Origin of the sequence: Conyzicola sp. (assembly GCF_046714715.1) — a bacterium.
Lineage (GTDB): Bacteria > Actinomycetota > Actinomycetes > Actinomycetales > Microbacteriaceae > Conyzicola.
Genome location: NZ_JBKKAD010000098.1, coordinates 1 through 7331 on the forward strand (window position 1 = coordinate 1; position 7331 = coordinate 7331).

6 protein-coding genes are annotated in these 7331 nt (G+C 72.0%); 2 read left to right on the forward strand and 4 right to left on the reverse strand.

Annotation, left to right across the window (positions count from 1 at the left end):
* Positions 1–204 precede the first annotated feature (204 nt).
* Positions 205–675 (forward strand): SRPBCC domain-containing protein, encoded by a 471-nt coding sequence (locus ACLQ6X_RS07610; RefSeq protein ID WP_411699569.1) that lies wholly within the window; start codon positions 205–207, stop codon positions 673–675.
* Here the strand turns inward: ACLQ6X_RS07610 and pabB are convergent.
* Entirely contained in the window at positions 656–1990 is a 1335-nt protein-coding gene (pabB, locus tag ACLQ6X_RS07615) for an aminodeoxychorismate synthase component I (RefSeq protein WP_411699570.1), read from the reverse strand. The two genes, ACLQ6X_RS07610 and pabB, sit on opposite strands and share 20 nt — an antisense overlap.
* Positions 1991–2001: 11 nt before the next feature.
* Between pabB and ACLQ6X_RS07620 the strand changes: the two genes are divergently transcribed.
* On the forward strand, positions 2002–2784 hold the full coding sequence (locus tag ACLQ6X_RS07620; protein ID WP_411699571.1) for an aminotransferase class IV: 783 nt from the start codon (positions 2002–2004) through the stop codon (positions 2782–2784).
* 303 nt (positions 2785–3087) lie between these two features.
* Here ACLQ6X_RS07620 and cydC read toward each other — a convergent pair whose 3' ends face one another.
* The 3 genes from cydC to cydB all read right to left on the reverse strand — a co-directional run.
* Complete coding sequence (gene cydC, locus ACLQ6X_RS07625; RefSeq protein WP_411699574.1) at positions 3088–4788, reverse strand: thiol reductant ABC exporter subunit CydC; 1701 nt, start codon at positions 4786–4788, stop codon at positions 3088–3090.
* 5 nt (positions 4789–4793) lie between these two features.
* On the reverse strand, positions 4794–6437 hold the full coding sequence (gene cydD / locus ACLQ6X_RS07630) for a thiol reductant ABC exporter subunit CydD (RefSeq protein ID WP_411699572.1): 1644 nt from the start codon (positions 6435–6437) through the stop codon (positions 4794–4796).
* Between the two features lie 12 nt (positions 6438–6449).
* On the reverse strand, positions 6450–7331 hold an 882-nt coding region (gene cydB / locus ACLQ6X_RS07635), incomplete at its 5' end, for a cytochrome d ubiquinol oxidase subunit II (RefSeq protein WP_411699573.1).

Here is a 7331-nt window from a genome sequence, read left to right on the forward strand (position 1 = left end):
TGGACGGTCGGCCGCCCGCGTAACCCCGCGCACCCGCCGCAGGGGGCCGACCGCGCCTCCTGAGTTTCCTAAACTATGCGCGGGCAGGGGCGGGGGCGGGGGCTGGGGGGGGGATGCCGCGGCGCCCGCCACGACTCGGGCGGGCACCCCGTTGCGCGGGCCGCGCGGGCGGAGGAACGTGGAGGGCGACGGGAGGACACCCCCATGGCGGACAACGAGAACGGCGCGGTCGTCGACGAGCAGCACTTCTCCGTGAGTCGCACGGTGTACGTGCGCACACCGCGCGACCGGGTCTGGGAGGCGCTGACCACAGAAGACGGGATCGCCTCCTGGTTCGGCGACACCGCCCGCCTCGACGAGGCCCGCGTCGGCACGACCGGCTCGCTGGGCTGGGAGGACTTCGGCGACTACGCGTTCGTCGTCACCGCCGTGGTCGACGGGTTCCTGTTCGAGTTCCGCTGGGCGAAGGATCCGGGTGTCGACGTGAGCGCCGACAACGCGACATCCGTGCGCTTCGTGCTCGCCGACGCCCCCGACGGCGCGATCCTCACCGTCGTCGAGAGCGGCTTCGAGTCGCTCGCGGGCGACGACGCGTCGCGGCGCGAGCTGCTGCACGGCAACCGAGAGGGCTGGAACCTCGAACTCGACGAACTCGTCAGGGCGCTCGGGTCGTGAGCACGGCGAGCAGCGCGGCCGCCTTGAGCTTGACCTCGGCCAGCTCCTCGGCCGGCACCGAGAGCGCCGTGATCCCCCCGCCGGCGCCGACCGTCGCGCCGTCCGGGTCGAGCACGATCGAGCGGATGACCATGGCCAGGTCGACGCGTCCGTCGAGCCCGAAGTAGCCGAAGGCGCCGGCGTAGATCCCCCGCGCCCTGCCCTCGAGCCGGTCGAGGATGACCGTGGCGTTGCGTTTCGGCGCGCCCGTCATCGAGCCGGCCGGGAAGCAGGCGACCACCGCGTCGACGGCAGCGACGCCCGCCGACAGCCGGCCGCGCACGGTGCTCACCAGCTGGTGCACCTGCGGGTAGGTCTCGACCGCGAACAGGCTGGGCACCGTCACCGAGCCGAGTTCGCTCACGCGCCCGATGTCGTTGCGCATGAGGTCGACGATCATGAGGTTCTCGGCGCGTTCCTTGTCGCTCGCGAGCAGTTCGGCCTTGAGCGCGTCGTCGTCCTCGTCGGAAGTACCGCGCGCCCTGGTGCCCTTGATCGGCTTCGACTCGACGACGCCGTCGGGCGCGACGCTGAGAAACTGCTCGGGCGAGGCGCTGAGCAGGGCGACATCGCCGATGCGGATCAGGGCCCCGTGGTGGGCGGGGCTCGCGGCGCGCAGGGCCAGGTAGGCGGCGAACGGATCGGGCCGCACGTCGACGCTCGCCTCGTTCGTCAGGCACAACTGGTAGGCGTCGCCCGCGTGGATCGCGGCCTGGCACTCCGCGATCAGCTCGAGGTAGCGCGCGTCGGTCGTGTTCCAGGTCGCGGCCGCGTCGGCCGGCGTGTGCACGGGCAGCCGGTGCACGGCGCCCAGCGCCGCGACGGTCGCCGAGCGCCAGTCGGCGAGCTCGCCCTCCCACGAGTCGCCGAGCGCGAGCAGCGTGACCTCGCGGGTTCCGTGGTCGAAGGCGAGGGCGCGGTCGGCGAACATCAGCGCCGCGTGGGGATACCGGCTCGTGCGCGCGGCCGGGGTGCCCAGAGTGACGCCCCGCAGCTCGTAGCCGAGCCAGCCGACCCACCCGAGCGCGAAGCCGGGCCCCGTGTCATCCGCCATTCTGTTCTCGGCGAGATCGGCCCGCAGTTCGTCGAAGACCCCGTCGCCGCGGATCACCCGTGAGCCGGCGCCGATGTAGCTGACTCCCCCGCCCTGGCCGCTGTCGAGCCAGAAACTGTCGCGCTCGTCGGCGAGCAGGCTGGCCCAGGCCTGTGCCGGTTCGACCCAGCGGCCGAGCGGATGACGCAGCACCCGTGACGGCGGAGACGGGGCGTGGCGCATACCCTGAGTTTATGAGTACGCCGATCGCGCCCACCTCGGCCGTCTACCGCTGGCACGACGGAGCGCTGCAGTTTCTCGACTACTGCGACATGACCGAGACCACCGTCGAGGCGGCCGACTCGTGGCTCGTCACCGACGGCCGCACGCTCGCGCTCGACCTGCACCGGTCGCGTTTCCTCGACGCGGCGCCCGACGGGGCCGAGTTCTGGGACGCGGCGGTCGCGGCGATCCCGCGCGAGGGCGAGTGGTTTCCGCGGGTCGAGCTGCAGTCGCGACGGGGTTCGCGGTTGTTCGTGTTCCGGCTGCGCAGCGCGCCGACGCTCACCCGCTCGGTCGTCGTCGCGACGCACGCCGGACCCGACCCGCGCACCCGGCCGTCCGTGAAGGGCCCCGACCTGGAGTCGATGCTGCGCATCCGCACCGCCGTGCAGCCGCTCGGCGCGGAGGAGGCGGTCATCCTCTCCCCCGACGGCTACGTGGTCGAGGGCGCCTACAGTGCGCTCGTCTGGTGGCGCGGTGCGATCCTGTGCGGGACGTCGCCCGAGCTCGCGCGCATCGACAGCGTCACGGAGCGCTCCCTGCTCGGCATGGCCGGTGCCCTCGGCGTCGAAACCTATCAGGAGTCGGTCCCCCCCGCGGAACTCGACGGCTGCGAGGTCTGGGCGCTCAGCGCGCTGCACGGCCCGCGCATCGTCACGCGCTGGGTCGACGGGCCGGAGATGGCGGCGCTGCCCGGGCGACTCGACCTGTGGCGCACGCGGCTCGCGGTGCTGCGGCGGCCGCTGCCCGAGTAGCGGGCGGTTTCGTGCGGCAGTTTCGCGCGGCCATTTCGGAAACTCAGGCAATGCGGTCGGCCCCGGCAGACGGATGCGCCGGATTCCGCGCGCCGCAGAAACGCCAGCGACCAGAGTTCCTGAATTTCCGAAAACCCCCGCCCGCGAGGTGCCGCAGCCGTGACATCCGCCCCACCCCTTCGGAAACTCAGGCAGCGCGGTCGGCCGCGGCAGACGGATGCGCCAGATTCCGCGCGCCGCAGAAACGCCAGCGACCAGAGTTCCTGAATTTCCGAATAGGGCGGAAGGGGAGGGAGCGTGCCGTCAGGCCAGGCGCAGGGTGGCGGTGACCAGGCTGCTGTCGATCGCGGTGTGGGAGATGACGATCACGGCGCGGTCGGCGGCCGCGGCGCCGCGCAGCAGGTCGGCCATCAGCGCGTCGGCGCGGTCGACGTCGACGTTGGCGGTCGGTTCGTCGAGCACCAGGATGGGGAACTCCGCGAGCAGGGCCCGGGCGAGGGCGATGCGCTGGGCCTGGCCGCCGGAGACGAGCGAGCCGCGCTCCCCCACGGGCGAGTCGAGTCCGCCGCGCTCGCGCACCCACTCGTCGAGCCCGACCGACGCGAGCACGGCGTGCAGGTCGTCGTCGGTCGCCGTCTCGCGGGCGAATAGCAGGTTCTGCCGGATCGTGTCGTCGAACAGGTGCGGCGACTGCTCGCAGAGTCCGACGATCGTTCGCACCGCGTCGGGGTCGAGCTCGCGGGCGTCGACGCCGCCGAGCCGGTAGGTGCCCTCGTGGTCGAGGAACCGCACGAGCACGTGCGCGAGCGTGGTCTTGCCCGCGCCGCTCTCGCCCGTGACGAGCAGGCAGTCGCCGGGCGCGACCGTCACCGTGACGTTGCGCAGCGCGCGGTCCGCGGCGCCCGGCCAGCGCGCCGAGACGCGGTCGAGCGTGAGAGTGACCGGCCCGGTCGGCAGGTCGGCGCCATGGGCGAGCGCGACCGGGATTTCGGATGGCACGGAGTCGGGAACGACGTCGGCGATGCGACGCGCGCTCACCCGAACCCGACGCCACGCTCCGACCGCGAGCGGCACCATGCCGAACGCCTCGAACACGGCGATCGGCACGAGCACGACCAGGGCGAGGGCGGGTCCGGTGATGTCGCCGGAGCCGTGCGCGGGTGCGGCCGTCAGCAGCGCCCCGATCATCGCCGCTCCGCTCAGCAGCGACACTGCCGCCGAGACGACGCCGGCACCGAGCGCCTGCCGCAGCTGGGCGGAGCGCAGGCGGGCGTCCGCTGCGGCGATCGCGGCCTCGCGCTGCTCGGTGACGCCGAACGCCGTGAGCACGTCGAGGCGGGTGACGAAGTCGAGAACCAGCTGGGCGAGCTCCGCGCGCAGCGGCGCCACGGCGCGGTCGGCCGTGGCGGTGATGCCGCTGTGCACGACGGTGCCGACGACGGCCGCGGCCACGAGCGCGACCAGCAGGGTGAGCCCGGCCCCCGGCAGGATGATCGAGACGGTGACGACGCTGAGCACCGACACCACGAGCGAGGTCGCGAGGGGCTGAACGACGCGCAGCGGCAGGTCTTGCAGCTGGTCGACGTCGGAGACGAGCCGCGTGAGCAGGTCGCCGCGGCGCGTTCCGCCCAGGCCGTCGGGCGCGATCGGGATCAGCCGGCGGAAGATGCCGGCGCGCAGCGTGGCGAGCGATCGGAAGGCCGCGTCGTGCGTCACCAGACGCTCGACGTAGCGGAAGAACGCCCGGCCCAGCGCGAACGCGCGCACCCCGACGACCGCAAAGCCGAGGAAGAGGATGGGCGGCTGCTCCGACGCGCGGGTGATCAGCCAGGCCGAGGTGGCGAGCAGTGCGACGGCGCTGCCCGAGGCCAGGATGCCGAGCAGCAGCCCGGGAACGAAGCGCCGCGCGGGCGGCTGCGCGAGCCGCAGTACGGCCGCGGTGTCGAGAGCGGTATCGGCGGGGTCGGTTGCGGAGTCGAAGGCCGCGTCGGCGCGGTCGGTGATGGATGTCACAACGCCACCGCCACTCGGGGGCGCAGCTCGATCACACTGTCTGCGGCGTCGAGCAGCGCCGCGCGGTGGCTCACCACGACGACCGCCACGCCGGTGGCCGCGAACCGCGCCAGCCCCTGGATGAGTTCGGCCTCGGTGGCGGCGTCGAGTGCCGAGCTCGGTTCGTCGAGGATCAGCACGGGGCAGGAACGGGCGATCGCCCGGTAGAAGGCGCGCGCGAGCGACACCCTCTGCGCCTGCCCGCCCGACAGCCCGGCGCCGTTCACGCCGAGCACCTGCCACGGGTCGACGAGTTCTGCCGCCGCGAGGCGCATCGCCTCCCGCAGGATCCGCTCGTCGACCGCGGGCGCCCCGAGCGCGATGTTCTCGGCCACGGTGCCGGCCATGAGCGACGGCCGCTGCCCCGACCACGCCACCAGCTCACGCGCCTCGGCGGGCGTGAGGGCGACGTCGCCGTAGGAGACCGTTCCGGTGCTGGGCACGAAGCCGAGGATGGCGCCGACGAGCGACGATTTGCCCGCACCGCTCGGCCCGGCGATCGCCGTGACGACACCGGGTTCGAACCGCACGCTGAGCCCGTCGATCACCGCGCGGTCGCCGTAGCGCACACCGAGGCCGTCGACCGCGAGGGTCGCGCCCGGCGAGAGAACGCGGGCCCCGGATGTCGCGGCCGCCGTCACCGCGGCGGCGTCGAGAATGCCGAACACCTCCTCGGACGCGGCCACGCCGTCTGCCGCGGCGTGGAACTGGAGGCCGACCTGGCGCAACGGCAGATACGCCTCGGGGGTGAGCAGCAGCACGAACAGGCCGACCGTGAGCGCGAGCGTGCCGTCGACGAGCCGCAGACCGATCGACACGGCCACCACGGCCACCGAGAGGCTGCCCGCGAGTTCGAGCACGAAGCCGGAGACGAACGAGATGCGCAGCACCGCCATCGTGCGCGAGCGGTAGTCCTCCGTCACGCGCTCGATGCGCTCGACCTGCCGGTGCTGGCGCCCGAAGATCTTCAGCGTCGAGAGTCCGTCGACCACGTCGAGGAAGCCGGTGGCGAGCCGGTTCAGCGCCGCCCACTGTTTCTTCTGCACGGCCTGTGTCGCCCAGCCGATGAGCACCATGAACAGCGGGATGAGCGGCAGGGTCACGATGATGATGATCGCGGTCGCGACATCCTGCGTGAGCAGCACGAGCAGCAGCACCGGGGTGGCGATGGCGGTGAGGATGAGCTGCGGCAGGTACTTGGCGAAGTAGCCGTCGAGCGCGTCGAGCCCCTGGGACACAGTCGTGGTTACGCGCGCCGAGTTGCGGTCGGCGAGCCACGCGGGGCCCAGCTTCGTGATGGCGGCGACCACGCGCATCCGCAATTGGCTTTTCACCCGGGCGGCCCCCCGCACCGCGAGCACGTCGAGCAGCCAGATGAAGACCGCGCGCGCCACGACGACCACCGCGAAGGCGACGAATTCGGGGGCCAGCTCGGCGACCGACCGGCCGTCGATGATGCCGACGATGAGGGCCGTTGCGAACCATGCCGCGGCGACGACCGTCACGGTCTGGAGGAATCCGACGACGCCGCCGGCGAGGAGGAACCACCGAGAGGCGGATGCGTACCGGAGCAGCCGCGGATCGATGGGTCCCGCGCTCATTCAGACACCGTATCAGTGGGCGGACGTGAGGATAGCCTCGCGCGTTATGCGCTTACGGAACACCCAGTACGTCCACGCCTGGTAGGCGAGGATGAGCGGCAGCGAGATGCCGGCCACCCAGGTCATGAGGGTGAGCGTGTACGGGGTGCTCGAGGCGCTCTCGATCGTGAGCCCGTTCGCCGGGTCGTTGCTCGCGGGCATGACGTTCGGGAACAGTGCCGACAGGATCGTGGCGACGGCGAGCACGATCGTGAGCGCGATGGCGGCGAACGCGTAGCCCTCACGGCCGACCGCGTTGAACAGCCAGGACGCGATGAGGGCGACGGCGGCGCCGAGGGCCAGCGTGAGGATGAGCCAGAGGTGCGGCGAGTCGAGGTGCTGGAAGATGGTCCAGCCGAGGAAGAGCGCCGCGACGAGGATCGCGATCGCGCCCGACTTGCGGGCGAGCGCCTGAGCGCGTTCCCGCATGTCGCCGGTGGTCTTCAGCGAGACGAACACCACGCCGTGGGTGAAGAACAGCAACAGTGTCGTCAGGCCGCCGAGCAGGCCGTACGGGTTGAGCAGGGTCAGCAGGTTGCCGGTGAAGTTGTTGTCGGCATCCATCGGCACACCCTGGATGAGGTTCGCGAAGGCGACGCCCCAGAGCAGGGCGGGCACGACCGAGCCGACGAAGATCATGCGGTCGAACCACTTGGTCCACTCGCGGCCCTTGTTCTGGTGGCGGTACTCGAAGGACACGCCGCGCAGGATGAGGGCGACGAGGATGAGCAGCAGCGCGAGGTAGAAGCCGCTGAACATGCTGGCGTACCACTCGGGGAAGGCCGCGAACATCGCGGCGCCCGCCACGATGAGCCAGGTCTCGTTGAGGTCCCAGATGGGGCCGATCGTGTTGAT

What these genes read in the sequence shown, in the direction of transcription:
- ACLQ6X_RS07610 (WP_411699569.1), top strand. Translation starts at nt 205, where the DNA reads ATGGCGGACAACGAGAACGGCGCGGTCGTCGACGAGCAGCACTTCTCC.
- pabB (WP_411699570.1), bottom strand. Translation starts at nt 1,990, where the DNA reads ATGCGCCACGCCCCGTCTCCGCCGTCACGGGTGCTGCGTCATCCGCTC.
- ACLQ6X_RS07620 (WP_411699571.1), top strand. Translation starts at nt 2,002, where the DNA reads ATGAGTACGCCGATCGCGCCCACCTCGGCCGTCTACCGCTGGCACGAC.
- cydD (WP_411699572.1), bottom strand. Translation starts at nt 6,437, where the DNA reads ATGAGCGCGGGACCCATCGATCCGCGGCTGCTCCGGTACGCATCCGCC.